28 protein-coding genes and 1 other annotated feature are annotated in these 25,088 nt (G+C 43.8%); of the genes, 2 read left to right on the forward strand and 26 right to left on the reverse strand.

Features of this window, described 5'->3' with window-relative positions:
• Nucleotides 1–35: 35 nt before the first annotated feature.
• The 10 genes from ACOSV2_RS09625 to nadB form a co-directional block, all read right to left on the reverse strand.
• Nucleotides 36–242, reverse strand: coding sequence for a DUF2905 domain-containing protein (locus ACOSV2_RS09625; protein ID WP_324744677.1), 207 nt, complete (start codon nt 240–242; stop codon nt 36–38).
• Complete coding sequence (ruvB, locus tag ACOSV2_RS09630) at nt 239–1,240, reverse strand: Holliday junction branch migration DNA helicase RuvB (protein ID WP_324744679.1); 1,002 nt, start codon at nt 1,238–1,240, stop codon at nt 239–241. The genes ACOSV2_RS09625 and ruvB overlap by 4 nt, the downstream gene beginning before the upstream one ends.
• 28 nt (nt 1,241–1,268) lie before the next feature.
• Entirely contained in the window at nt 1,269–1,880 is a 612-nt protein-coding gene (gene ruvA, locus ACOSV2_RS09635; protein WP_397552089.1) for a Holliday junction branch migration protein RuvA, read from the reverse strand.
• 220 nt (nt 1,881–2,100) lie between these two features.
• Nucleotides 2,101–2,640, reverse strand: a complete 540-nt coding sequence (locus ACOSV2_RS09640) for a BofC C-terminal domain-containing protein (RefSeq protein ID WP_397552088.1) — start codon at nt 2,638–2,640, stop codon at nt 2,101–2,103.
• Between the two features lie 206 nt (nt 2,641–2,846).
• A complete protein-coding gene (locus tag ACOSV2_RS09645; RefSeq protein WP_397552087.1) occupies nt 2,847–3,584 on the reverse strand; it encodes a YhcN/YlaJ family sporulation lipoprotein in 738 nt (245 codons plus the stop codon).
• 103 nt (nt 3,585–3,687) lie between these two features.
• Nucleotides 3,688–4,662, reverse strand: coding sequence for a phosphotransferase (locus ACOSV2_RS09650; RefSeq protein ID WP_428974894.1), 975 nt, complete (start codon nt 4,660–4,662; stop codon nt 3,688–3,690).
• 1 nt (nt 4,663) lies between these two features.
• Entirely contained in the window at nt 4,664–6,259 is a 1,596-nt protein-coding gene (gene safA, locus ACOSV2_RS09655; protein WP_428974895.1) for a SafA/ExsA family spore coat assembly protein, read from the reverse strand.
• 159 nt (nt 6,260–6,418) lie between these two features.
• Nucleotides 6,419–7,525 (reverse strand): quinolinate synthase NadA, encoded by a 1,107-nt coding sequence (gene nadA / locus ACOSV2_RS09660; protein WP_428975098.1) that lies wholly within the window; start codon nt 7,523–7,525, stop codon nt 6,419–6,421.
• Nucleotides 7,526–7,527: 2 nt separating this feature from the next.
• Nucleotides 7,528–8,373 carry a carboxylating nicotinate-nucleotide diphosphorylase gene (gene nadC, locus ACOSV2_RS09665; RefSeq protein WP_428974896.1) on the reverse strand — a complete coding sequence of 282 codons (846 nt, stop codon included), beginning with the start codon at nt 8,371–8,373 and terminating at the stop codon, nt 7,528–7,530.
• Nucleotides 8,342–9,931 (reverse strand): L-aspartate oxidase, encoded by a 1,590-nt coding sequence (gene nadB / locus ACOSV2_RS09670; protein WP_428974897.1) that lies wholly within the window; start codon nt 9,929–9,931, stop codon nt 8,342–8,344. Before nadB ends, nadC begins: the two co-directional genes overlap by 32 nt.
• 118 nt (nt 9,932–10,049) lie before the next feature.
• Here nadB and ACOSV2_RS09675 point away from each other — a divergent pair, with 118 nt between their 5' ends.
• Complete coding sequence (locus tag ACOSV2_RS09675; protein ID WP_428974898.1) at nt 10,050–11,195, forward strand: IscS subfamily cysteine desulfurase; 1,146 nt, start codon at nt 10,050–10,052, stop codon at nt 11,193–11,195.
• 15 nt (nt 11,196–11,210) lie between these two features.
• Nucleotides 11,211–11,786, forward strand: coding sequence for a transcription repressor NadR (locus ACOSV2_RS09680; RefSeq protein ID WP_428974899.1), 576 nt, complete (start codon nt 11,211–11,213; stop codon nt 11,784–11,786).
• 43 nt (nt 11,787–11,829) lie between these two features.
• Here ACOSV2_RS09680 and pheA read toward each other — a convergent pair whose 3' ends face one another.
• From pheA to radC, 16 genes are all read right to left on the reverse strand, one after another.
• Nucleotides 11,830–12,681 carry a prephenate dehydratase gene (gene pheA / locus ACOSV2_RS09685; RefSeq protein WP_428974900.1) on the reverse strand — a complete coding sequence of 284 codons (852 nt, stop codon included), beginning with the start codon at nt 12,679–12,681 and terminating at the stop codon, nt 11,830–11,832.
• A 93-nt stretch (nt 12,682–12,774) separates the two neighbouring features.
• Nucleotides 12,775–13,230 carry an ACT domain-containing protein gene (locus ACOSV2_RS09690; RefSeq protein ID WP_044339521.1) on the reverse strand — a complete coding sequence of 152 codons (456 nt, stop codon included), beginning with the start codon at nt 13,228–13,230 and terminating at the stop codon, nt 12,775–12,777.
• Nucleotides 13,231–13,374: 144 nt separating this feature from the next.
• Nucleotides 13,375–14,661 carry a GTPase ObgE gene (obgE, locus tag ACOSV2_RS09695; RefSeq protein WP_397552078.1) on the reverse strand — a complete coding sequence of 429 codons (1,287 nt, stop codon included), beginning with the start codon at nt 14,659–14,661 and terminating at the stop codon, nt 13,375–13,377.
• 32 nt (nt 14,662–14,693) lie between these two features.
• Nucleotides 14,694–15,227: a Spo0B C-terminal domain-containing protein gene (locus ACOSV2_RS09700; RefSeq protein ID WP_428974901.1), complete on the reverse strand. Its 534-nt coding sequence runs from the start codon at nt 15,225–15,227 to the stop codon at nt 14,694–14,696.
• Nucleotides 15,228–15,406: 179 nt separating this feature from the next.
• On the reverse strand, nt 15,407–15,697 hold the full coding sequence (gene rpmA, locus ACOSV2_RS09705; RefSeq protein WP_034757227.1) for a 50S ribosomal protein L27: 291 nt from the start codon (nt 15,695–15,697) through the stop codon (nt 15,407–15,409).
• Between the two features lie 12 nt (nt 15,698–15,709).
• The gene (locus tag ACOSV2_RS09710; protein WP_428974902.1) at nt 15,710–16,045 is read right to left on the reverse strand and encodes a ribosomal-processing cysteine protease Prp; all 336 of its coding nucleotides are present in this window, start codon (nt 16,043–16,045) and stop codon (nt 15,710–15,712) included.
• Between the two features lie 11 nt (nt 16,046–16,056).
• Nucleotides 16,057–16,365, reverse strand: coding sequence for a 50S ribosomal protein L21 (gene rplU / locus ACOSV2_RS09715; RefSeq protein WP_060670849.1), 309 nt, complete (start codon nt 16,363–16,365; stop codon nt 16,057–16,059).
• A gap of 12 nt (nt 16,366–16,377) precedes the next feature.
• Nucleotides 16,378–16,456 (reverse strand) — a sequence feature (ribosomal protein L21 leader region).
• A gap of 67 nt (nt 16,457–16,523) precedes the next feature.
• Nucleotides 16,524–17,969: an Rne/Rng family ribonuclease gene (locus tag ACOSV2_RS09720; RefSeq protein WP_428974903.1), complete on the reverse strand. Its 1,446-nt coding sequence runs from the start codon at nt 17,967–17,969 to the stop codon at nt 16,524–16,526.
• Between the two features lie 100 nt (nt 17,970–18,069).
• On the reverse strand, nt 18,070–18,936 hold the full coding sequence (locus tag ACOSV2_RS09725; protein WP_428974904.1) for a M50 family metallopeptidase: 867 nt from the start codon (nt 18,934–18,936) through the stop codon (nt 18,070–18,072).
• Nucleotides 18,929–19,696 carry a peptidoglycan DD-metalloendopeptidase family protein gene (locus tag ACOSV2_RS09730; protein WP_428974905.1) on the reverse strand — a complete coding sequence of 256 codons (768 nt, stop codon included), beginning with the start codon at nt 19,694–19,696 and terminating at the stop codon, nt 18,929–18,931. The genes ACOSV2_RS09725 and ACOSV2_RS09730 overlap by 8 nt, the downstream gene beginning before the upstream one ends.
• Nucleotides 19,697–19,947: 251 nt before the next feature.
• Entirely contained in the window at nt 19,948–20,751 is an 804-nt protein-coding gene (gene minD, locus ACOSV2_RS09735) for a septum site-determining protein MinD (protein ID WP_324744696.1), read from the reverse strand.
• Nucleotide 20,752: 1 nt separating this feature from the next.
• Nucleotides 20,753–21,433, reverse strand: coding sequence for a septum site-determining protein MinC (minC, locus tag ACOSV2_RS09740; RefSeq protein WP_428974906.1), 681 nt, complete (start codon nt 21,431–21,433; stop codon nt 20,753–20,755).
• Between the two features lie 85 nt (nt 21,434–21,518).
• Complete coding sequence (mreD, locus tag ACOSV2_RS09745) at nt 21,519–22,040, reverse strand: rod shape-determining protein MreD (RefSeq protein ID WP_324744698.1); 522 nt, start codon at nt 22,038–22,040, stop codon at nt 21,519–21,521.
• Nucleotides 22,030–22,917: a rod shape-determining protein MreC gene (mreC, locus tag ACOSV2_RS09750; protein ID WP_324744700.1), complete on the reverse strand. Its 888-nt coding sequence runs from the start codon at nt 22,915–22,917 to the stop codon at nt 22,030–22,032. Before mreC ends, mreD begins: the two co-directional genes overlap by 11 nt.
• A 178-nt stretch (nt 22,918–23,095) precedes the next feature.
• Nucleotides 23,096–24,103: a rod shape-determining protein gene (locus ACOSV2_RS09755; protein WP_113969495.1), complete on the reverse strand. Its 1,008-nt coding sequence runs from the start codon at nt 24,101–24,103 to the stop codon at nt 23,096–23,098.
• A gap of 252 nt (nt 24,104–24,355) precedes the next feature.
• Nucleotides 24,356–25,066 carry a RadC family protein gene (gene radC / locus ACOSV2_RS09760; RefSeq protein ID WP_113969496.1) on the reverse strand — a complete coding sequence of 237 codons (711 nt, stop codon included), beginning with the start codon at nt 25,064–25,066 and terminating at the stop codon, nt 24,356–24,358.
• Nucleotides 25,067–25,088 lie beyond the last annotated feature (22 nt).

Here is a 25,088-nt window from a genome sequence, read left to right on the forward strand (position 1 = left end):
TGTCACCTAGCTTATTTAAATCTCACCCATGATTCCTATTTAAATCGCCCAATTAAATAAAAGACAACGGAAAGTATAACACTTAACAGAATAGAAGTCATAAGTGGAAAATAAAATGTTGTGTTTTCTTTTTTAATAATAATGTCTCCAGGAAGCTTACCTATTTTGATAAATTGCATCAGGAATCCGATAATAAGAATGATTCCACCTATAATCATTAGTAGCTTAGGCAATCCCGTCAATTGTTTGGCACCTCCAACTGGAAATGTTCATACACAAGATGAGTGACGATCCTCCCTCTTGGAGTACGTTGAATAAACCCGATTTGCAAGAGGTATGGCTCGTATACATCTTCAATCGTGTGGGACTCTTCCCCGATACTCGCTGCGATTGTATCAAGTCCTACCGGCCCGCCCCTAAATCGCTCGATGATGCCCTTAAGAAGCTTATGGTCAATATGATCAAGGCCCAGTTTGTCAACTTGAAGAAGCTCGAGGGCTTCCCTTGAAAGGTTGGTCGTAATTTCCCCATTGCCCTTCACCTGAGCAAAATCCCTCACCCTTCGGAGTAACCGATTGGCGATACGCGGGGTCCCCCTTGACCTCTTGGCCAACTCTTCAGATGCAGTCGCTTCGATCTTTGTATTTAATATCGCGGCTGTCCGCTGAACAATTTCATTCAACTGTTCCTCATTATAATATTCCAAACGGCATAAAACTCCAAATCGGTCACGTAGAGGGGCTGACAATGCACCGGCGCGGGTCGTCGCTCCCACGAGTGTGAAAGGCGGAAGGTCTAAACGAACGGACCGGGCACTCGGACCATTCCCTATGACAATATCCAGACAAAAGTCTTCCATTGCCGGATAAAGAACCTCTTCGATCGCCCGAGGCAAACGATGGATTTCATCGATGAACAACACATCTCCGGGCTCCAGTGCTGTCAGGACGGCAGCTAAATCTCCCGGTCTCTCAATAGCAGGGCCGGATGTGGTGCGCAGGTTTACGCCCATCTCATTTGCAATGACAGCAGCGAGGGTTGTTTTCCCCAATCCTGGTGGGCCGTAAAGAAGAACATGATCCAGGGTTTCCTGACGCATCTTTGCCGCCTCAATGAAAACCTCCAGATTATGCTTTACTTTATCTTGCCCAATATATTGTTTTATTGTCTGAGGACGCAAGGAATATTCAAAGGAATCTTCATTTAACTCTGATTCGCCTGATACGATTCTTTCTTCCATCCAGACTTCCTCCCTTCATGGAATCCACTTATTTCAATAGGAGCTGAAGAGCTTTCCTGATGATTTCGTCTGAGGTATGCCCTTCTCCTTTTAACTTTGGAGTGATTTTCTTGATTTCACGTTCAGAATAGCCTAGGGCTTTAAGAGCAAGAATCGCTTCATCAAATGCCTCATCCTTCCCTGAGGACACTTCTGCCTCCTCTGGATTCGAGAATAAACTTGGAAAATAATCAGGCACAACATCCTGAAGCTTCCCTTTTAAATCCAGGATCATCTGACGTGCTGTCTTCTTACCCACACCGGGAAACTTCGTCAGGAAACTCTCATTCTCTTCTTCAATGGCGGTGATTACCTGCTGGGGGGCACCCGATGCCAAAATCGCTAAAGCTCCTTTGGGACCAATTCCTGAAACGTTTAATAGTTTCATAAATAGCAATTTTTCTTCCATTGCCAGAAAGCCATATAGGGCAATAAGGTCTTCACGCACATGCTGATATGTAAAAATCTGAATCTCTTGATTTTGATATTTAGAATAAACAAACGGATTTGCCGTATACAACTGATACCCGATCCCGTTATTCTCCACCACTACGTACTCGGGACCCACTTGAGTCACTGTCCCTTTTATATATTCATACATTACATTCTCTCCTTGTTCCCACTATCACTAATTATCTAAAGCCTTTAATACCATGTTCATAAGTCATATAAAACCTATTGTATCATATCACTATTTGAAGTGATGGGAAAGAGAGACAAAAAAGAAACACTTGTTCTAATTTAATCAGATTGTGAAAAGCTTGGGCAGGGAAGAATTCAACGATAAAAAAACCAGTGGTATCCTCACTGGTTTTTCACTCTTATTTAGGGACGGAGTACGCTTTAAATTGTTCGAGTACCTCTTCATATTCCTGCTTCGACTTAATGGGGATGCCCTTGACTAAATCATCATGACGCTTACTTTCAAGCTTCTCTACATCAATCTGGAAGAAGGATTGAATAATCTCTGCCTGTCCCGGTTTTCCATTAAAAATGGATAGAACACCATTATCGGATATACCGAAATATCCATTGGTTTTTAGGAGAGGGGATATATCATCCATCTGTTTTTGAAACACGACCTGTTCTTCCGTCATATCCATCAGCTGCCAATCCTCGTATGCAGCCCAGAAGTCTTCCATGCTCCAAATCGTTTCCTGAACGATTTCCTCACTGACCTCACCATCCAGATATACTCTTTCCAGTATCACCGTGATGGTATGGGCGGACGCAACCTCTGCAGGTGTTTCATTCAACCCGCCTCCATCAGCAGCCTGCTTCTCTTCTGTATAAAAGAATGTGAAGTAAAAAGCACCTATTAACAACATCACCATAAACACGATTCGAACCTTAATCGTCATCGTGATCACCTCGAACTTAAATTATGTAACGCTCTATCCACTAGTCTTGCCAAACCATGCTAAGAATATCCAGTCTGGAGTGAATTATTTCAGGGGGACGGACCTCAAGGAGTGATGTTTCTACATTCCCCACTCAAAAAGGTGAACTTTGAAGAACAAAAAAAGACTACCAAAGAGATTAAACTCTTTAAGTAGTCTCACCCTGCTTATTCATTGATACGATGCTTTACTGACTTAAACATATCGTGCATATCAAAGTTAATTCCTTCTCTTGGGCCGCCGTCACGTAAATCATTGTCAATGTTTCTGACCCGACTGAAGGTTCCTTCATCGGTCACGACCGAAACGGTTCTTCCATGAAGATATGGCTGTACGGCTTTTTTTACTCTGGTTTTCGTTTCTTCTATCTTGCTATGGTCATCAAGCTCTACAGCAATCAGGACATCAGAACCATAAGCTACCGCACGAACGTCACTTACATTTTCAACTTTTCCTGTGACATCGCCAATTTTCTCCGCTAGGTCACCTTCATAAGCTGTATAATAAGATCTCTTCGCATTTCGCGTATTGTCATCAAGATGACCGTGATAATTCGCATCACCATGGCTTGCACGGCCGTCTTGGGCCATGAAATTCTCGTCATTGTCAGCGAGTGGTCTTGAAGGATTTTGGGGATTTCCATTTTCATCCTTCACTTGAAGGAAATCTCGTTTCTTATGTCGGATGTCCTGCCCTTCTTTCCCGACAGAGTGATCATACATTTCCGTTAGAGGTCCGTCCCTCTCATCTCCCTTATCTCCACCGTGGCCTTCGTTTGAATAGAAGCCGAGGGGTTCATAGGAGTCTGTATAGCGATCTTGGGCTTCTTCTTCTCCACTATTACATGCAGCAAGGCCCAATGTCATGACGGCTGTTAATGGTACCATGAATAATCGTTTATTCAATGGTGATTCCTCCTTCAACCCAATACTTGAGCATATCTTCTGCTCACCATTAGGTTGTGAAAGGGGCTCACCTTTCATTCGGGTCAAAGTTTGGAGACATCCCCTACAATTGGGTATTGATCCTTTTCACTTCTCCATGAAGCTCTTGATTGAATTGCATTCGCTGCGAAAATTGATGAAGGGTTAAATTGATTAAGTAACCCCACACACGCTGCTTATAAGATTGATCTTCACGGATGAATCGATTCCACTCGCGAAACACATCTGATGGATACATTAAACCAAGATAAAAGATGAGCTCATCCTCGTATGATTTGAATGGTGTCAGGAGTTTGACGTCACTTAGAGACCAATTTAAATAAGGCAGAATCCGGTTGCAAAACTGCAGGTCATCTGTTAACTCTGTAGAAAGTGACATTAAATCAAAGTCAATCATATACACCATCCCGTTTCTTCCTCTTAAGAAGTTATGATGTGCTACATCTCCATGAGTAATGCATTTTCCATACTCATCGATGTCGATTGATTTTAATTCTTTCAGTGCCCACTTCCCCCATTCTAAATACGTATACAAATAATAAGGTTGAATGAAGGCTTGCAAATAGGGAAGATTATATTGAAACTGCATCATTCTTTTTTTCCATTTTTTCAACCATTTGTACCGTGGAATTTCAGTTGTCCATGAATGGTTGATCTTTTTCGATACTGAATGAAATTTTTTCAGGACCTTTAAGGCATCTTCCCGATCTTCAGGTTCATCATAACGGATGGTCCGGGACGTTTCTAACCATGTGGTAATACCGATCGTAGAACCTTCAAATAATAATATCTCCCGCTCATGAATAGGATGAAACGGCAGAACGTGATAAAAATTTTCCCTTAACAACGTTGAAATCAGCCGTTCCTGATGTAAGAATCTCAGTTGATTTGGAAATCTTTTCACAAACCACTTTCTTCCATTGCTTTTGAGCTTCCATTTTCCTTCTTTTAACATTTTAAGAGATGCTCCGGGATCGTTTAACTTAGATTGTAAATAAGAAAGGAGACGATGTGAATAATCGTCCCCTCGTACATGCATGTTAGCCCTCAAAGTCATCGTCATTGAAGTTCGGCATGGAAAATGCTCTTGGACCAAACATTCCTTGAGGTCCCATTGGCATGCCCATCCCCTGACCTTGGGGTCCCATCGGCATTCCTTGGCCAGGCATTCCTTGGCCAGGCATTCCCTGCCCCATCATTCCCGGTCCGAAGCCGTATGGTTGTTGCTGCATTCCTTGAGGCATTTGTTGTTGCATTTGCTGTTGCATCATTGGATGATGCATCATCGGCCCATATCCTTGAGGTGCACCGCATCCGCAATCACCTTGGTCGCTTGCTCCCATTACTCCTGACGGCTGACCCATTGGCATCTGACCACCCATTTGGGCTCCCATTACTCCTGGCGGCTGACCCATCGGCATCTGACCACCCATTTGGGCTCCCATCACTCCTGATGGCTGGCCCATCGGCATTTGTTGTCCATACATCGAAGAAGGAGACTCTTCTGACATTGCTCCCTGAACTTGACCTCCTGGCCCCATTGGATAACCTCCTGGCATTCCACCCTGGAATCCCGGTCCCGGCATGACAGGAGAGACTGGATAGCAGTTCTGAGGATACATCATGGCCGGTGAAACCTGTTGCGGCATTTGAACGGATGGATAGCCATTTTCATCTGACACACCCATTACTCCGGACGGCTGACCCATTGGTTGTTGCATTGGCATTTGCATCGGCTGCTGCATATGCATCGGCATTTGCATCGGCTGCTGCATTGGCATTTGACCATGCGGCATGTATGGCATGACAGATGAAGACTCTTCTTCATACCCCATTTGCGGCATCATTGGCATCTGCTGCATTCCAGGCATCATGGAAGCACCCTGAACCCCGCTTCCAGGTCCCATTGGCATTCCTTGGCCCATCGGCATTCCTTGGCCCATCGGCATTCCATATCCTCCTGGCTGCATCCCCCATCCATGTGGTGGACAGAAACCTGATCCTGGCATTACCGGTGATACGGGTACGCAATTATTTGGGTTAAACATAGGCTGGGTGTTCCCTCCTTGTGGTTGAGATGGCATTTGTAAGCTTTCTTCTTCTTGAATACCTTGAACGGCTTCTTGTTTCGGTTTTGGCTTTGGCTGTTCTTTTGCTTTTGGAAGTACATTAGTAGGTTTAGGCGGCGTTTGAGGTTTTGGTTTTGGCTTTGCTTGCTGCTTTGGTTGCTGCATCGGCTGTTGCATTTGCATATTCGCCATATTCATCATGTAGTAGTTGTTAATATCAATTTCCGGCACTACTGGTTGAGGCATTTTAGGTGCAAATGGCTTTTGTACTTCTTTCGGCTTTTCTTTCTTTGGCTCTTCGACTGGCATGGCCATAGGCTTCTGCTCTTTGAACGGATGCTCTGCTTTAGGCATCTCCTTCTTTGGCATTTCCTTGGAACCGTATTTGATCTGTGTCTCTTTCTTTACGGATCCGCCTGTAGTCGGCACTTTAATTTTCATGCCAGGCATGATCATGTCAGGGTTTGATAGCTGGGCATTCATCTGTTTTAACTCTTCGAAATTCACGCCATACTTCTTGGCGATCTTCCATAGAGTATCCCCTTTTTGAACAATATGGATTTTCACTCTTTTTCCCTCCTCAGGCATAAGTCTATATATCCTATGAAAAGATAGGCAAATTGCTAATCATCTACATAAAAACTTATGAGTGATTCAAAAAAAATATACCGTCCCATGCGATGGGACGGTATATTTCGGCTTGGCCGTTATTATTATTCAGCTTCATTAAGCACGGACTAACATGCGTTCTAAAGCGAAAATTGCATTTCTTGAAGTATCTTCATCCACTTTAATGATATTTTCTGGTTTTTCCTCCATAATCTTTTCCAAGGACCATACTAAATGGGGTAAATCGATGCGATTCATCGTTAAACAGGGGCACATATATGGATTTAGGGACACAATTGTCTTATCGGGATGTTGATTGATCAGTCTTTTCACGAGATTCATCTCTGTTCCAATCGCCCAGGAAGACCCTGGAGCCGACTGGCCGATCGTTTCTATAATATATTTCGTGCTTCCATTAAAATCTGATTTCTCCACCACTTCACGGCGACATTCAGGATGAACGATGATCTTCATGTCAGGGTGATTCTTCCGGATTCCCTCAATATTCTTCTCTGTGAAATTTTCATGTACGGAACAGTGGCCCTTCCATAGAATCACTTTCACACCAGCAAAGTCACCATCATGGATCAGCTCGTTTCTAATCGGATCCCAGACTGCCATTTCACTTAAAGAAACACCAAGATCAGCCGCGGTGTTACGTCCTAAGTGTTGATCAGGTAAGAAGAGAATCCGTTCCTTCTGCCCTAATGCCCATTCGACCATTTTATGTGCATTCGATGACGTAACCGTAGCTCCTCCATTCTTTCCAACAAAGCTTTTGATTGCTGCGGTCGAATTGACATACGTGAGGGGAATGATTGTATCACCGAATTGCTCCGTCAGTTTGATCCATGCCTTTTCCGTCTGATAAATATCTGCCATATCTGCCATGGAACACCCCGCCCTCATGTCGGGTAGGATGACAACTTGATTTTCATCCGTTAGAATATCTGCCGTTTCGGCCATAAAATGGACCCCGCAAAACACAATGAATTCCGCCTCTTTATTTTGAGCGGATATTTGGGCAAGTTGAAGAGAATCCCCGACGGCATCAGCAAATTGGATCACTTCATCTTTTTGATAATGATGCCCTGGAATAAAGAGCTTCTTTCCTAATTGAAACTTAATTTCCCTCACCCTGTTTTCCATTTCTTCCGTTGTGAGGTTTGTAATCGATTCAGGCAAAACACCCGTTTCTTTTGTTAATTCATCCAGCAAACCCATATTCATACCCCTTTCGCTATTCTTACTCTTGCGCTGATATCAAGTGATTTCACCGAATGTGTCAAGTACCCGAGGGAAATATATTGAATACCTGTCTCTGCATAAGCACTGAGACTTTCCCTCGTGATCCCACCCGATGCTTCCGTCACGATATGAGAGGGAACAAGGGGGATCCACTCCCGGATCGCCTCTGGACTACAGTTATCGAACATAATGACATCTGCTCCGCTTTCGATCGCTTCCACTAATTGCTCCCTAGTTTCGATTTCCACTTCTACCTTCACCATATGACCAATGTGACTTTTCACCTTTTTCACAGCATTTGTAATCGATCCCGCAAATGAAATGTGATTATCTTTCAGCATGACGGCATCATAAAGGCCATTTCTGTGATTGAATCCTCCTCCGGTCCTTACAGCATACTTCTCAAGCATCCTTAATCCGGGAGTTGTTTTCCGTGTATCACATAATCGAACTCCACTGCCTTTCACCTGCTGTACGGCTCGATGGGTTTCGGTGGCAATACCGCTCATGCGCTGAATCAAATTAAGGACAACTCGTTCAGCCTGGAGAAGATCCCTCATAGGACCTCTGATTTCAGCAATCAATTGTCCCGTTTCGACCCTTTCTCCATCTTCAATGAACACACTTGTTTGGATGGATGGATGGAAGAGCCCGAACCCAAGCTCGATCACATCTTTCCCACAAAATATTCCGTTCTCTTTCATCAGGAATGAAAAAGATCCTCCCTCGTCTTGAGAAAACAGAATTTCAGAAGAGAGATCTCCATCACCCAGATCTTCACGGTAAAACTCTTCAAGCATAGATTTTAGTTTCATTTTGTTCATGATATTCCACCCTCAATCTGCCATCATTGTTTTGTAAAACCATTTTTCGTTTAAACCATTGATCATTATCTTCATGAGGGAAGTCTGATCGAATATGACCTCCCCTGCTTTCCTTCCTTAATAAAGCGGACTCGGTCACGAGCAGGCTTACAATCCACATGAAATATATGTGAATTTCTTCACGTGAATTAAAATCAAGAAGCTCATGGAATGTCAGTGGCTGTGCCTTTAACCACTTCAAATGAGCCAGCAGCCCATCTTCCTCCCGAATGATCCCGACACGATTCATCATGCCATCTTTTATATCAGCAGATGGAAAGGGGATACTCAGGGACTCCCCCTCTTTGATCTGGTCGAATGTGGAGTGGAATTGAGGTGAGCGGCTGACTCCCTTTTGAATAAGAAATTTGCCCAGGCGATCACCGTATACCAATCCTTCTAATAATGAGTTGCTTGCCAGTCGATTAGCCCCGTGAATGCCGGTGCAGGCAACTTCCCCTATGGCATATAGCCCGGGGATATTCGTTCTCCCCGCATGATCGGTTACGACCCCTCCCATCATAAAGTGGCATCCCGGGGAAACAGGGATCATCCCTTCCTCGATGGAAATGTTATGATTCAAGCAAAGAGTGGAGATGGAAGGGAATTTCGCCTGGAAATCTTCTATTCTACTAATATCCAGATACACGTTCCTTCCCCTTTTCCGCTCCTTATAAATACGTTCAGCGACAATATGCCGGGGGGCAAGTTCAAGTTGGGGATCGACTCCCTCCATGATCCTTTCCCCCTTATCATTTAACAGAAGGGCACCTTCCCCTCTCACGGCCTCTGAAATAAGACCGCATGTTTTCCCGTCCTGCCAAAGCAGGGTCGGATGAAACTGAATAAATTCCATATCTGACAGCTTTGCCCCTGCAAGAAAGGCAAGCGCCATTCCATCACCCGCCACAGCTGGATGATTGGATGTAGAGGAATATAACCCGCCGATTCCTCCTGTGGCGAGAACGACATGGGAAGCATAGTAATAGCGGATTGAATCACTCTTATCCTTCGTTTTCACCCCACAGCAATGGCCCTTGTCATCTTTTACAAGCTCGTAAACCATTTCCCCTTCAATGAATTCGACCTTTTCCTTTGAAAGGGATTTCAACAAATACTTCACTAAATATTTACCCGTTTGATCTCCACCACTATGCAGGATGCGATGTGCACTATGTGCCCCCTCCATCCCCAGAGAAAGACTTCCATCCTCTTTTCGATCGAAGGGTGCTCCTTCATCCACCAGTGATTGTACGATTCTCTTTCCATCTGTTATGAGTTGATTCACACCGTCTTCATCCTGATGATAGCGTCCTGCTTCCAATGTATCTTTAAAATGAGCATTTACAGAATCCTTCAGTCCTAAAGGTGCCGCAATCCCGCCTTGAGCGAGGTAAGAGTTACCACTTTTGATTTTATCCTTTGTGATAATCATCACATAAAAATGATGTTGAAGCTGACGTGCCAATTGCAAGGCGGCAATGCCACTTCCTACGATGATAATATCGGTTTTTTTCATCAAAAACCCTCCTGATTATTTACAGGTGTCTTGACACATATATTTACACATATTTAAACTAATGACAAGAGTTTTTTACCAGACTCATATATTCAGACTATTTTTAAAGGCAGGTTACATGATGAACTATTTTGATTACGCCGCTACAACCCCTATAGATCCTGAAAGTTTACATGTGGTTCAAACAGTCAGTGAGGAGTTCTGGGGAAATCCGAGCAGTCTTCATGACATTGGCGGAAAAGCACAGCTTCTACTGACTAAATGCAGAGAAAAATTGGCGGGAATGCTTGGGGTCCCTCCTAAAGGAATATACTTTACTTCCGGGGGGACAGAGGGTAATCATTTAGCCCTTGTCACACTCGCACTAAGCCGACAAGCGAAAGGAAAACACATCATCCTGGGTGGAGCAGAACATTCATCCCTGCATTCCTCAGCGGCTTTTCTTGAGCAGTTTGGCTTTGCCGTTACGAAAATCCCTTTCACCTCTCAAGGATTGATCGACCTTCAAAAATTAGAAGAATCGATTTCAGAAGACACGACCGTTGTCAGCATCGGACACGTCAACGGAGAAATCGGTACGATCCAGCCACTGCACGACATTAAGAATCTATTGAAAAACCGTGACATTTTCCTGCACAGCGATATGGTTCAATCCTTCGGGAAAATGGACATCACGGAATTCACTTCCATCGTCGACAGCTTCACACTCTCTTCTCATAAAATTTATGGACCAAAGGGAGTCGGCGCTCTTTATATCAATCCTTCCCTGGACGTATCTCCCATGATCCCGGGACAGACTCATGAAGACGGATTCAGGGGAGGAACGGTGAATCTGCCGGGGATAGCGGGATTCGTGACCGCCGCAGGTATGTGTCACGAATCCTTTTCAACACCGCATTTTAGTCGGTTGAGAGCACATTTCTTATCTCGATTAGAAGAACAACTGTCGGGCACTTACACCCTCTATGAAGGGCCTGCACCCGCTCAGCTGCCACATGTTGTCGGACTTGGGATTCACGGCCTGGAGGGTCAATGGCTCATGCTCGAATGCAACAGGCGTGGTATGGGCATTTCCACAGGCAGTGCGTGCGCGGCAGGATCACAGGATATGTCTAAGACATTGACCAGTATGGGAGTCGGGCAGAGAGCCGGAAAAGAATTCATCCGGATTTCATTCGGAAGAGATACGAGTGAAGAACACGTAGAAGCATTGGTAGAAACTTTTTCTGAAATCCACGCGGCTCACGTATCTTCCTTAACTTGAAGAACGAGTTGTGGTATGATTTCCTATATAAAATCGGGGACGGAGGAGATACCTTTGGCAGGAAAAAAGATCCTTGGGGATGAGAGAAGACAATGGATCCTCAATAAATTAATCACAAAACAAGCTCCTGTAACAGGTGGAGATCTCGCTAAACAGACCAATGTCAGCCGTCAAGTCATCGTAAGTGACATCACATTGCTGAAAGCAAAAGGAGAACCCATCATTGCAACCAGTCAAGGCTATCTGTACATGCCAGCTTCCAATCAGGAAACGCTGATTGAACGCACGGTTGCCTGCCAGCACACGCCTGAACGATCAGAAGAAGAACTATTCTTACTTGTCGATCACGGCGTGACGGTTAAAGATGTAAAGATCGAACACGGCGTTTACGGAGATCTAACCGCTTCGATCATGGTTTCAAACCGTAAAGAGGTAGAACAATTCATGAACAAAATTGAGGATACAGGAGCTTCCTTTCTATCGGAACTAACAGACGGAGTTCATTTACATACATTAATGGCTCCAAATGAAGAAACGCTGGAAAAAGCAGAAAATGCCCTTCAGGAAGCAGGGTTTTTAATTCAGTATTAATAAAAAAGGCAGATTTCCAATTGGAAATCTGCCTTTTCACTGTTCAATTATCCAATAAATAAGAAGAATACGTTCCGATCATTTTCACTTTGCATCCGAGGGCTTCCATTTCACTGATCGCTCCCGGCAGTAGCACATCATCCATTTCGTGAGCCACATCTATCAAGAAGAAATAATCCCCTAACCCTGTTTTCAACGGTCTGGATTCAATTTTACTTAAGTTCAATTGTCTCCAGGCAAAGGTTGATAATACCTGGTGGAGCGCTCCTGATCGATCTTTCGGGAGAGTCACCATCAAGGTCGTCTTCTCCATCGTTTTTTCCTGGGGAAGCGACAAGGAATCGGCCGTCTTATGTAAAACGATGAACCTTGTGTGATTATAGGCAAAATCATGAATGTTTTCATGCAGGATCTTTAACCCGTATCTTTCAGCTGCCAACTCGTTTCCGATCGCCCCTAGAAATGCATCAGGGTTCTCACTCACGAATTTAGCTGCGGCTGCCGTGCTGGTCGTTTGTTCTAAAGAAACGCCACGAAACTGCTTATGTAAAAATTTATGGCACTGTGCCAATGCGTGGGAATGGGAAAGAATTTTTCGAATCGGTTCTTCACTATCGGTCCATTCCGGATGTATCATTAAGTGCTGCTGAATCGCGGATGTCAATTCTGCTGTAATCGCTAAATCCGCTTCATGAAACAAATAATCGACTGTAATATGTACCGAGCCTTCCAAGGCATTTTCCAAAGGAACAACGGCATAATCGACCTCATTTTCTATCACCGCTTCAATGCAATCAGGAATCGTTACATATGGCACCGTATCTTGTTCTGGAAATGCCTTCTTGACAGCTAAATCTGTAAAGGAAGCCTGGGGTCCTAAATAAGCAATTTTCACTCTGATCTTCCTCTCACACTCACCAAATTTATTGAACATTCTAACACGTCCAGCATCAAAGCGGAAGAGTTTTTAAGCAAAAAAAAAGAAGCATCAGGCACCTGAACCTAACACTTCTACTTTTTCCACAAATTCTAATCGTCTCAGCTTTGAAAGTAAGTCTTCCAATCCTATCGTAAGGTCTGTCACATTCAGTGATAGCGTGACATTCGCTCTTCCTTGCAAAGGGATCGTCTGATGTATCGTTAAAATATTGCAACCATGCTTGGCTGTTTCACTGAGTAAATGAGACAACGTTCCTGAACGATCTTCCAGATGGAAGAATAGCGTGATGATTCTCTCCTTCACCACGGTGTGAAACGGAAACACAGTATCACGATATTTATAAAAGGCACTACGGCTTAAATCAACCCGATGGACCGCTTCCCATACTGAGTCGGCCTTGCCTCTTTCAATCAATTCTTTCGCATCCAGGGTTTTCTTCATCGCTTCGGGCAGAACATCTTCACGTACTAAATAAAACTTGCCCTCTTGAAATTTTTTCCCCAATGACTATTCCTCCAATTGTCTTGCTCGAGAGGCCAGGGGCAAAGATCAAGCCCCTAAGAAAACCTCTCAGCTTACTATTGTAGAGCATCGTCCGCTTATAAAAGCCGACAATGCTATCTGTCTGAAATAGATGAAGGATGAAACTTAATCTACAAACTCGAATTCATATTTTATTAAACGGATCGTATCGCCATTTTTGGCACCACGTTCACGAAGCGCATCATCTACACCATACGAACGTAGCTGTCTGGCGAAACGTCTTGCCGAATCTTCACGTGAGAAGTCAGTCATCTTGAATAGTCTCTCGATTTTCGCACCGCCCACAACGAATGTTCCATCTGGATCACGTGTGATTTCGAATTCTTTTTCCTCTTCTTCATGCTTATAAAGTACACGGTGAATTCCGGTTTCTTCTTCTTCATGAATAGGGAACTCAGACGTTGTTTCCACTTTATCTGCTACGGCATATAGAAGTTCACTTAACCCCTGCTGAGTGACCGCTGAGATCGGGAAGATAGGATAATCTTCCTGAATTTTTTCTTTGAAGATCTTCAGATTCTCTTCTGCATCAGGCATGTCCATTTTATTGGCAACGATGATTTGAGGTCTTTCTGTTAAACGAAGATTGTATTGCTTAAGCTCTTCATTAATTGTCAGATAGTCCTCGTACGGGTCTCTGCCTTCAATTCCACTCATATCGATCACATGAACAATAACACGTGTACGTTCAATGTGACGAAGGAATTGATGACCGAGTCCAACGCCTTCATGTGCTCCCTGGATTAATCCAGGTAAGTCAGCCATAACAAAACTTCTACCATCTCCCGTTTCCACCATTCCTAAATTAGGAACGATCGTTGTGAAATGGTATGCAGCAATCTTTGGCTTCGCTGCTGAAACAACTGAAAGCAATGTGGATTTCCCAACGCTTGGGAATCCTACCAAGCCAACATCAGCCAGTAGCTTTAATTCCATTACGATATAGCGTTCTTGTCCCGGCTCCCCTTTTTCAGAAAGCTCAGGAGCAGGGTTGGCAGGCGTGGCGAATCGGGAATTCCCTCGTCCACCGCGGCCACCTTTCGTAATCACTGCACGCTGGCCGTGCTGCACAAGGTCGGCAATCGTTTCACCTGTATCATCGTCCTTCACGACTGTCCCGGGTGGAACCTTTACAACCATATCTTCCGCATTGCGTCCGTGCTGATTCTTACTCATCCCGTGCTCTCCACGAGGTGCTTTGAAATGACGTTGATAGCGGAAATCCATTAAGGTTCTTAGTCCTTCTTCCACTTCAAAAATAACGTCTGCACCGTGACCGCCATCTCCTCCGGCGGGACCACCTTTAGGTACATATTTCTCACGACGGAAGGCAACCATACCGTTTCCGCCGTCACCGCCCTTTGTATAAACCTTGACCTGATCTATAAACATACTTTCACTCCTAACTTATCCGTGAAATCGCCTCATCGGGCGACTACATGAATGACAAGAACCCCTTCTTGAAGTTGTTCTATTTCTATATTTTCTCCGTTTGTTCGTTGATTCTTTATCCAGTCTTCCACCATGCTTGTACTCTTTAGTATGCCTGTGAAATCAAATATAAAACGGGATTGTTCTTTTGTAATGTCCAGTAAGATGGATAATTGATTTTCTACATTGTTCATTACATTTGATTCAAGGAATTGAAGAAACTCCTTGCACCAGTTGTAAAGACTTCGATCTTCAAGCCCGTGTGATGACTCCGATTGAAGGACTTCAAAATCCAGCTTAATCAAATGTCTTGACCAATTATAGGTTAATATCCATTCTGCCAATAATGGAAGCTTTAAATTCGATAGCTTCGACTCATTTTGTGCAACGAGGACCATTTCCTCGATCACTTGCTTTGCCCGCTCCACGCGATCAAGATCCAAGTTGCCTTTTATTAATTGCAAATCATTCATCCAGTCGTGGCGAGCATGCCTTAACGCTTCGACTACACCCCAATTTTCGCTCATAATCTAACCCCTATACTTTAATTGCTACCTGTAAGTATATCAAAGATGAGACTCTCGCGTATATTGTTTCTGTAAAATTGGTGGGTGAATGAAAATCAAGCCCGAGCCATCACCTATATCCCTGATAAAAATAAAACTCTAACCGAAAGTCGGTTAGAGTTTTCGTTAAAGATATGCGATTAAGCTTCATTCGCAACTGGGTATACGCTCACTTTTTTCTTGTCACGACCCATGCGTTCGAAACGAACAACACCGTCGGTTTTAGCGAAAAGTGTATCGTCGCCGCCACGGCCGACGTTTAGGCCTGGATAAATTTTCGTACCGCGTTGACGGTAAAGAATTGATCCACCAGAAACCATTTGACCGTCTGCACGCTTAGCACCAAGGCGCTTTGAGATAGAGTCACGACCATTCTTAGTCGAACCTACTCCTTTTTTGGACGCAAAAAACTGAAGGTCTAATCTTAACATCTGTTCCACCTCCTACTTTTTGAAGGTTATTTTAATAAATTCACTATAGTCTCTTTCAATCGTCTGGAGGCTGATAAGCATGCTATCCAGTAGCAGCTGTATCTTGCTCTCCGTTTCTTCCGGAAGGTCATCAGGGATGACGCAGCGAAGATATCCACCATCAGAGGATTGCTCGATGGACGGTTCTACACCTGTTAACGCCATAATGGCATTAATACTGCCGAATGAAACAGCAGAAGCACCTGCACAAACAATGTCTTGCCCATTTTCGGCAAAATCAGCATGTCCATCCATAGAGAAAGAACGGATTCTTTTCCCCGATGAACGCTCTACGTAAACGTTAATCATAATCTCACGCCTTACGCGTTGATTTCGTCAATGACAACTTTAGTGTAAGGTTGACGGTGACCTTGCTTACGACGGTAGTTCTTTTTCGCTTTGTATTTGAATACTACAAGCTTTTTCGCGCGGCCTTGCTTTTCAACTTTCGCTGTTACAGTAGCTCCATCCACTAACGGACTTCCCACTTTCACATCGTCGCCACCAACGAATAGAACTTTGTCAAAAGTTACCGTATCGCCTTGTTCTCCGTTAAGCTTTTCGATGTAGATTGCTTGACCAGCTTCTACACGGATTTGCTTACCACCTGTTTCGATAATTGCGTACATAATCGCACCTCCTTATAAACTCAGACTCGCCAATGACAGGTGTTGGATTGCTCCACACTTGTGTACCTGTAATGAGCGGTTGTAGCACGGGTGCTACAATCAATAACATTAGAATCCTATCATAAAAATCGATGTACTGTCAATAACAATCAAGAAAATCATATTAACTTTGTTACATGATAATAAGGATGTTCATGAGTGATTTCTTTGATTTTGATTTCTTTACTCAACGCTTTTTGCAATCTTTGAAGGTGAACGTTCTGATGCCCGGAAAAAACGGTTGCGACTTCCCCGGTCGCTTCCACTTCAATGAGGGATCCATCCATTGACTGCATTTCCCACAGCTCCCGTTCAAGCTGGAATGCAAGCGTCTCAGGCGTCATTTCTCTCCCTGTACCATGACATACCGAGCAAGGGCGAGTCAAGTAGGCAGACAGGGGCTGACGGGTTCTCTTTCGCGTCAATTCAAGAATGCCAAGGGATGTAAAGCCTACGATCGTCGTGCGCTGCTTATCCGATACTAACGCATCTGAAAGTGCATCCATCACTTCCTGTTTGTGGCTTTCCTTTTTCATATCGATAAAGTCGATGAGAATCATGCCACTCAAATTCCGAAGTGTGAGTTGCTTCGCCATTTCTCTCGCCGCCAGTTTATTAGTTTGTAAAATAGTCTGTTCCAAATCGTCTTTACCCGTAAACTTCCCTGAATTCACATCCACAACGGTCATGGCTTCTGTTGACTCAATGACGATAAATGCTCCATTATCGAGCCATACCACTTTTTTCAGTACGTTCTCCCATACAGAGGCAACGTGATAATGACGAAGAACATTTTCCTGACCTTGATAGAGTTCGAAGGTCCACTTATCTTTTATTCCGGCTCCGCTCACTTCTTCTAAATGAAGAAGACTATCATAGTCATCGACTACAATCTTCCCTCCGCTCCCCTTTTTCAGTTGTTCATGGATATCCTCATAGAAAGTATCCTGCCGGGATAGAAGGGAAGGACATTTGGCTCTCAGGGACACCCTTTCCAGGCTTTCATATCTTGAACGTAATGAGTGCAGCTCCTCTTGTAACATTCCTTCTCTCACTTCCACGGCATTGGTGCGCATCACAATGCCTTCTTCCGGCTCTTTCCACTCATTCCCTAAGCGTCTTAAGACCTTCCTGTTTTCATCATCCACTTTTTTAGATACCGCCACATAGTACCCTTGTGGCATGTACACAAGATGTTCCCCTTTAAGCTCGATCACGGCCGTCAACCTTGCACCCTTCGAACCCATCTCATCCTTCATGACCTGCACAATGATTTTTTGCCCTTCATGCACGCACTTCCCAATGGGATGAGGATCGTTCCCGGCATGATATGCCTCCACGTTCTGCGGAAAGTCCTTTTCATGAAGATAGCCATTTTTCCCACCGCCAAAATCTACAAATGCCGCACCCAGCCCTTTTTGGACCTTGACGACTCTTCCAAGATAAATATTGCCTGTTAAGCTTTCCTCTCCAGGCTGATATGTATATAATCCAATGATTTCATGGTCTGATCGGTATACCCACCGCTTTTCCCTGCTCTTACTGTGTACAATGATTTCTTCCACACCGAAAACCCCTTTTCCACGAAAAAAGTCATAAGAAAAAAGGGTTGATCCCAACCCTTTTACCAGTATGTCCTTACTTTATACAGTTCGTCTTCATTCGTCAATAAAGGTAGAGGAGGTCCTTCGTTTTTGCAGAGGTCATCTTTTCGGCAAAAAAGGCGTGAAGGAGCTCATTTTCATCCAGCTTCCCTACTTCAATTCCTTTTTCAAAGACAACAAGGGGATGCTTTACCCCCCGCTGAAACTTTTCCACTACTGTAATGATGGAATCTTCGCTTTCAATGGGAAGGGGCCGCAGTTCCACAAATTGATGACTCTTCCCGTAATACCGCTCTAACAAAAACTTCATAAACGCATACCGCCTCTGTTTCCAGTCCACCCATAATGAAAAGTACAGGAACGAAAGAACGATCCACAGATTCAAATGAAGGGGAGCGATGATGAGTACAATCAGGTGGAACAGCAATAATAAACCAAAAGAAAAGAGAAGTGTGTATTCATACGCTCTCAAATAATTAAGCTTCGTGGCTAAAAGTAACGAAATCATCTTCCCGCCGTCCAATGGCCAAATGGGAAGAAGATTAAACAGCAGCACCATCATATTCAGCTGAAAAAAAAGTGAAAATGAGTCCGGGCTGATCACGCCGGTCTCCATAAGCCCCCAACCTGAGGCTATGAGCCATATGTGCTGCAAGGGACCCGCAGCCACCACCCAGAACTCCTCCCGTAAAGAACGGTTTCCATGCTCATCCATCTCCGCAACCCCTCCAAATGGCAACAGGGCGATTTTCTTGACTCTCCAAGAAAAAGAATGGGCCATCAGTCCATGTCCCAACTCATGGATCGTAATGATGAAGAGAAGCAGTATCAGTTCAAAAAAGTGAGCCGTCATAATCGCAATGGCTATGACGAGCCAAAGCAAAGGGTGCACATGAAATTTTTTCAAAAGTGAAATGATATTATTCAAATGACATCACCTGTATCGGGTCGATAAATGTATCACCCATTTTAATCGCGAAATAAAACTCTCCTGTCACATCGTTCTGGCTGCTGGTGGAAACCTTGCCTACAAGAGAACCCTTCTCGATCGATTCATACTGTTTCACATCAATCGATTCGAGGTGACCATACCAGGATTCTGATTTGTCTGCATGTTGAATGACGACTGTGTTCCCAAGCTCCTCTTTCTTACCTGCAAATATAATCAAGCCCCCCTTCATCGCCGCTACATCTTCACCTAAGCCCGTTTCAAGCATGATGCCTTGTCCATTGGTTTTGAAATTTTCAACGACCTTCCCCGAAGCAGGTACGGCATATTCCGCACTTTGCGTAGTTGAGGATTCTTTCTTGGTATTACTTGTCGGTAATAACGCTAATGGTTTTCCAAATTGGTCCTCATACCACGTGGAAATCGCGGCAAACTGGAATTCTGTATCCATGGTTTTCGTGACGACCGATTTCGCTTCATTGAAGACGGGTGAGGGACTTTTAAACATAATAGCCGTCACTAATACCATGATTCCCGCTCCAAGTATCTTAAGCATAAAGGTTTCCTTTTTAAATAACGGATGCACCCCTTCAGGTGGAGGTCCCCCTTCAAAGCTTGTCTGGCGTTCCATTCCATAGCGCTCCTCGTCCGACGGGAGAATAAATGAAGAGTTCTGGCCTGGATTGGTTTTCTTTCGTTTCGCTATCCGCTTGCGTATTTCATCCGCACGATTCCCCATGTACACCATTCCTTTATATAAGGTATTGTTTCATAAACGTCTTTGCACCACCCTGTTCAAGAGTGATTCTATACTAAATGGGTCTGGTCATGATGAGGGACAAGGGATGTTAGATCCATATAAAAAAGAGAGCCATTCGAATACACATGATTTGCTACAATGTATGACTTGTCCTGAAAGAATATTCATGGAGACAATAAAAAAGTCCCGGTAAAACGCTCAGAAGCGCTTTACCGGGACTGAATGGATTCTTATGCTTTTACACCGAATAATTTTTTAATTCTTGAAAAGACGCCTGCCCGTTCTTCTTCCAAAGACTGTAACGGAACGGATTCACCCAGGATTCGTCTGGCAATATTCCGGTAGGAAATGGAGGCTCTGCTTGTTGAATCAAGAGCGATGGGCTCACCTTTATTGGAAGATTTGATGACATTATCGTCGTCGGCAACAATACCAAGAAGATCGATGGAAAGATGGGCTGTGATTTCATCCACATCCAACATTTCACCATTTTTCATCATATGATTGCGTATTCGGTTAATGACGAGTTTCGGTGGTTCAATATTTTCTTTCTCCAGCAAACCGATGATTCGATCCGCATCCCGTACAGCTGAAATTTCAGGTGTCGTGACGACAATCGCACGATCGGCACCCGCCACAGCATTCTTATACCCCTGCTCGATCCCAGCGGGACAATCAATGATGATATAATCATAGTCTTGCTTTAAATCTACTACTAGCTTCTTCATTTGCTCGGGGTTAACAGCGGATTTATCACTTGTTTGTGCAGCTGGCAGTAAAAATAGTTTATCCTCGAAACGCTTATCTTTTACCAGAGCTTGGTGTACTTTACAGCGGCCCTCTACAACGTCTACTAAGTCATAAATGATTCTGTTTTCGAGTCCCATCACCACATCCAGGTTTCTGAGACCGATATCTGTATCAATTAAACAAACCTTTTTGCCTTGTAGAGCTAATGCTGTACCAACATTGGCAGAAGTAGTCGTCTTTCCCACTCCACCTTTACCTGAAGTAACAACTATGGCTTCACCCACATTAGCTTCCTCCTTTAAAACTAGTAATATTTGGTCTAAGATGCTTTAAAACTTGTAATCGATCTACAACAATTTGCCCCTGATCGTCGACATAGGCACATTCCATTTCGTGCTCATCGTCTTCTTCCACCCGATCAGGTGCCCGGTTCAGGGAATCCCCTATCCGGAGCTGGGACGGAACCATTTGGGATGCCACGATGACTGCCTCCTGGTTTCCGTTGTGACCGGCATGGGCAATTCCTTTTAACGAACCCAATATGTAAATATTCCCTCCAGCCAGCACTTTTCCGCCAGGATTGACATCGCCGACGATAAGGATGTCTCCTGATACCTCAACGACTTGTCCCGACCGGATCACGCCGGTTAGAGTTTCTATATTTCGTTCATCTATGAGTTTCTCTGCTTCATTCTTTGTAATCACATTACTCCATACTTCATTCACTACTAAATTACGTTTTTGTCTTACGATCTCTTTCAACTCTTCCACTTGATCATCCGTCAGGTAGCGATTTCCTGTTTGAATATTGACCGTGAGCAGGGGAGTCCCTTCTGTTTCCCGGTATTGTGCAGACAGCTTATCGTCCAATTCCTTCTTTAACTCATGAAAGGAGCATTGATCATTGAGATGAAGAGTCAGTCCTTCTTTTGTTCCTTTTATCATCACATTTGGCTTTTTATTCATGGCGCAATTTTTCACCTCAGTCGTCTATTAAATTCGACATAAGCAGTGCCATTTCCTCTTTTTATGAAAAAATTACTAATAGAATTTATTCATCCAGCCACTCTTTCCGTTTTCGGAGAAGATAGTTCCTGAGTGGAAATGCCACAACTATATAAAACAATATATTAAGGACCAATGTCGGCCACAAACGCCAGTCCACGAACTGCATGAACGTCAAATCAGTCCGTTGGATAATTAAATTGATTTGATACACCAAAAACTCCAAGACGGAAAGATTCACAAGTGAGATCATTCCCAATACAAAGAGGTTATTATGTAGAATCCTCATCATCTGATGAGATAAAAAGATGACAAATGGGAAGAGCACTAAGTAAATGCCATTGATCTCTGTGTAGTAAATATCGAATAGAAAGCCAAAGATGAAACCATAAAGCAAGGCAGTGCGGTACTGATAAAACGCACAAATAAAGAACAGCACAATAATCAGAAAATGTGGAACAATGATTTTCTGATCAAACCACTCTTCATTTGGAAAAAGATGAACAAATAAACTCTCACTGTAAAAGAAAAGCAGAGTCATAAACGGAAGGAGGAGCCTACTGATCATTGCCATCCTCCTCAGCATCCGCTTCCTTTTCCGTCACACCCTGAATGTCACGGTCGATGACCATGACGTGCTCTAGGTGGTAGAAATCAGCAGCAGGCTTTACATATGCCGTTTGAGTCAACCCGTATTGATCCGGCTTTACTTCTTTCACTTCCCCGATGACCAGCCCCTTAGGAAATACGCCTCCAAGTCCCGAGGTCATCACTTTAGAGCCTTTGTCGACTTTCATATCGTTGGAAATCCGTTTAACCAAAATTTCTTTTTTATCACTGTCGTACCCTTCGATCCACCCGTTGATGTCTTGTTCTTTCCCTTGTATCACAGTGGAAATCCGGTTTTTTGTATTATTGGTCGAAATTAATTCAACCGTAGATGAAAATTCATTTACGCTTTTAATCTTTCCGATCAATCCAGCCGATGAAATGACGGCCATGTCTGATTTAATCCCGTTCACTTCTCCTTTATCAATCGTCAGGAGCTCTTGCCAGCGATCAGGATTCCTTGCAATGACGGTAGCTTGAATCGTGTTATAGGCACGAAGGTCTTCCTTCTTTTCAAGGACCGCCCTTAATTCATTATTATCTTGTTTCAGGTCTTTCACCTTTGTTTCAAGCTTCACTAATTCATCTAAACGCGTTTTCAACTTTTCGTTTTCTGTGTATGTATTTTGAAGATCTTGAACGTTTTCAACAACTCCGGCTACATAGTTAACAGGTTTTGAAACCAATGACTGTCCGAATCCTACCATATCTTTTACAAACTGCTCAGGCCAGCTGATGGTATCTCGCTCCCGCAGAGAAAATCCGATTAATCCCACAAGGACGATGACACTGACGAGCAGAATGATCAAACGTTTATTCAGGAAGAATTGTGGCATGATGTACACCTCAACCTTTTCTCATTCTAGTAAATACTATATCAAAAATCGTTTATTTTTGATATCATTCGTCAAAATATTCATGGTTGTTCGAAAAAAGATGGGGCCGACCTTAAGGCTAACCAAGCACCCTTAAGGAAACGTCCCCCATTCATTATTCACTATCTATTATTGTTAATTATTTTCCTCGATTTTTAAAGAGATGGATGTGGTCGAGGGCTTTCCCTGTACCGATTGCCACACAATCCAGAGGCTCCTCTGCAATGAGGACCGGCATTTTCGTTTCATCACTGATCACTTTGTCAAGATTACGAAGAAGCGCCCCTCCACCTGTCAGCACAATTCCTCTGTCCATGATGTCAGCCGCGAGTTCTGGCGGTGTTTTCTCTAATGTACTCTTAACGGCATCGACAATCGTGTATACGGTATCACGAAGAGCAGATGCAATTTCAATCGCCGTTACTTCGATCGTTTTCGGCAGACCGGTAAGAAGGTCACGTCCGCGAATCTCCATTGCTTCAATTCCTTCAGAGTCACCTGCAGAACCGACTTCCATTTTGATCGTCTCCGCTGTACGGTCCCCGATCATCAGGTTATACGTTTTGCGGATATAGTTGATGATGGCATCATCCATCTCATCCCCGGCTACACGGATCGACTGACTTGTCACAATCCCTCCTAAAGAGATGATGGCTACTTCCGTCGTTCCTCCACCGATATCTACGACCATACTTCCTGTCGGTTCCCATACTGGCAGGTTTGCACCAATTGCAGCGGCAAACGGCTCTTCGATCGTGTAAGCATCCCTTGCTCCTGCCTGTCTTGTTGCATCGATGACCGCTCTTTCTTCAACTCCGGTTATGCCTGAAGGTACACAAACCATGACGTAAGGCTTTCGGGAAAAAGCTCCTTTATTACGCGTCGCTTGTCTTATGTAATACTTCATCATCGTGGCTGTTGTTTCGTAGTCAGCGATTACCCCATCTTTCATCGGGCGAAGAGCCACGACATTCCCCGGTGTTCTACCGATCATGTTCTTAGCATCATTTCCAACTGCAACGATATGCTTGTTATCCGTTTGAAGTGCTACAACAGAAGGTTCGCGAACGACAATCCCTTTGCCTTTCAAGTACACCAATGTGTTAGCTGTTCCTAAGTCAATCCCTAAATCTTTCGTTCCAAACATGAATGGTATCTCCCTTTCTGATACAAATTGGCTGGTTTTTAACGTTTTATATGTGTTTTCACAGGAGAGTTGTCCAATCACTCTCTATCCTCGTAATTTTCGTCACAATAATTGTTCGTTCATGCATAACGAAAAGACTCATTCCCTTGAAGAATGACTCTCTTTTTTCAAAGAATGCGTTATATAGAATCACCATATTGTTTGTAAAATCATAAACTTAATTATATCGCAACCAGGAAAAAAATCATAGTGTCATAAATACCCTTTTTCCTTTAAACTGATAAACTTCTTCTCCCCTATTATAAGATGATCGAGTATATCAATACCAATGATTCGACCACATTCTACTAATCTTTTTGTGACCTCTATATCTTCTCTGCTTGGAGTCGGATCTCCCGATGGATGGTTATGGATACAAATGATCGATGCGGCGGATCGTCGGAAGGCTTCCTTGAAGACCTCCCGGGGGTGCACGATGGAAGCATTCAGACTTCCAATAAAGATGGTTTGCTTGTGGAGAACTTGATTCTTTGTGTTGAGGTATAAGCATACAAAATGCTCCTGGGCCAAAAATCTCATGTCGTTCATGACATAATTGGCTCCGTCTTCGGGGGAACGGATGCTATATCTGTCGTCAAAAGCCAAGTTGCTGATTCTTCGACCGAATTCGACGGCGGCCATGATTTGAACCGCCTTTGCAAGGCCGATTCCCTTCGTTTTCGTAATCTCTTCCAGGGAAGCATCCTTTAATAGATTCAATCCATCAAAGTGATTGAGCAGACGGTTGGACAATTGTAGAACAGACTCGGATTTCGTACCGGTCCGGAGTAGGATAGCCAAGAGCTCCTGATTGGACAGGCTTGCCGCCCCACTTTGAATCAGTCTTTCCCGAGGTCTTTCATCTTGAGGGAAATCCCGGATCATCAGCCTGTTTTCTTCATGCTGGGGTATTGTTTTAACCATTGGTTCCTCCTTTTCGTACGCT

The sequence above is a fragment of the Rossellomorea sp. DUT-2 genome (assembly GCF_052665285.1).